Origin of the sequence: Streptomyces sp. CBMA123, assembly GCF_014596465.1 — a bacterium.
Lineage (GTDB): Bacteria > Actinomycetota > Actinomycetes > Streptomycetales > Streptomycetaceae > Kitasatospora.
Genome location: NZ_MECK01000597.1, coordinates 1 through 233, shown reverse-complemented (window position 1 = coordinate 233; position 233 = coordinate 1). Strand labels below are relative to the sequence as shown.

Sequence of the window (233 nt, the reverse complement as noted above, 5' to 3'; positions counted from 1 at the left end):
GCCACGGTCGTCACGGTCACGGCCGGCACCGAAGCCACCACGGTCGTCACGGTTGAAGCCACCCGAGCGGGGGCCGCGGTCGCCGCGGTCGTCACGGTTGAAACCGCCCGAGCGGGCGCCACGGTCGTCACGGTCACGGCCGGCACCGAAGCCACCACGGTCGTCACGGTTGAAGCCACCCGAGCGGGGGCCGCGGTCGCCGCGGTCGTCACGGTTGAAACCGCCCGAGCGGG

At 74.2% G+C, this 233-nt stretch carries 1 protein-coding gene; it reads left to right on the top strand.

Going from position 1 to position 233, the window contains the following annotated elements; all coding sequences use genetic code 11:
- A partial coding sequence (locus BG452_RS47420) for a hypothetical protein (protein WP_411293086.1) occupies positions 1 to 233 on the top strand: 233 nt, incomplete at both ends.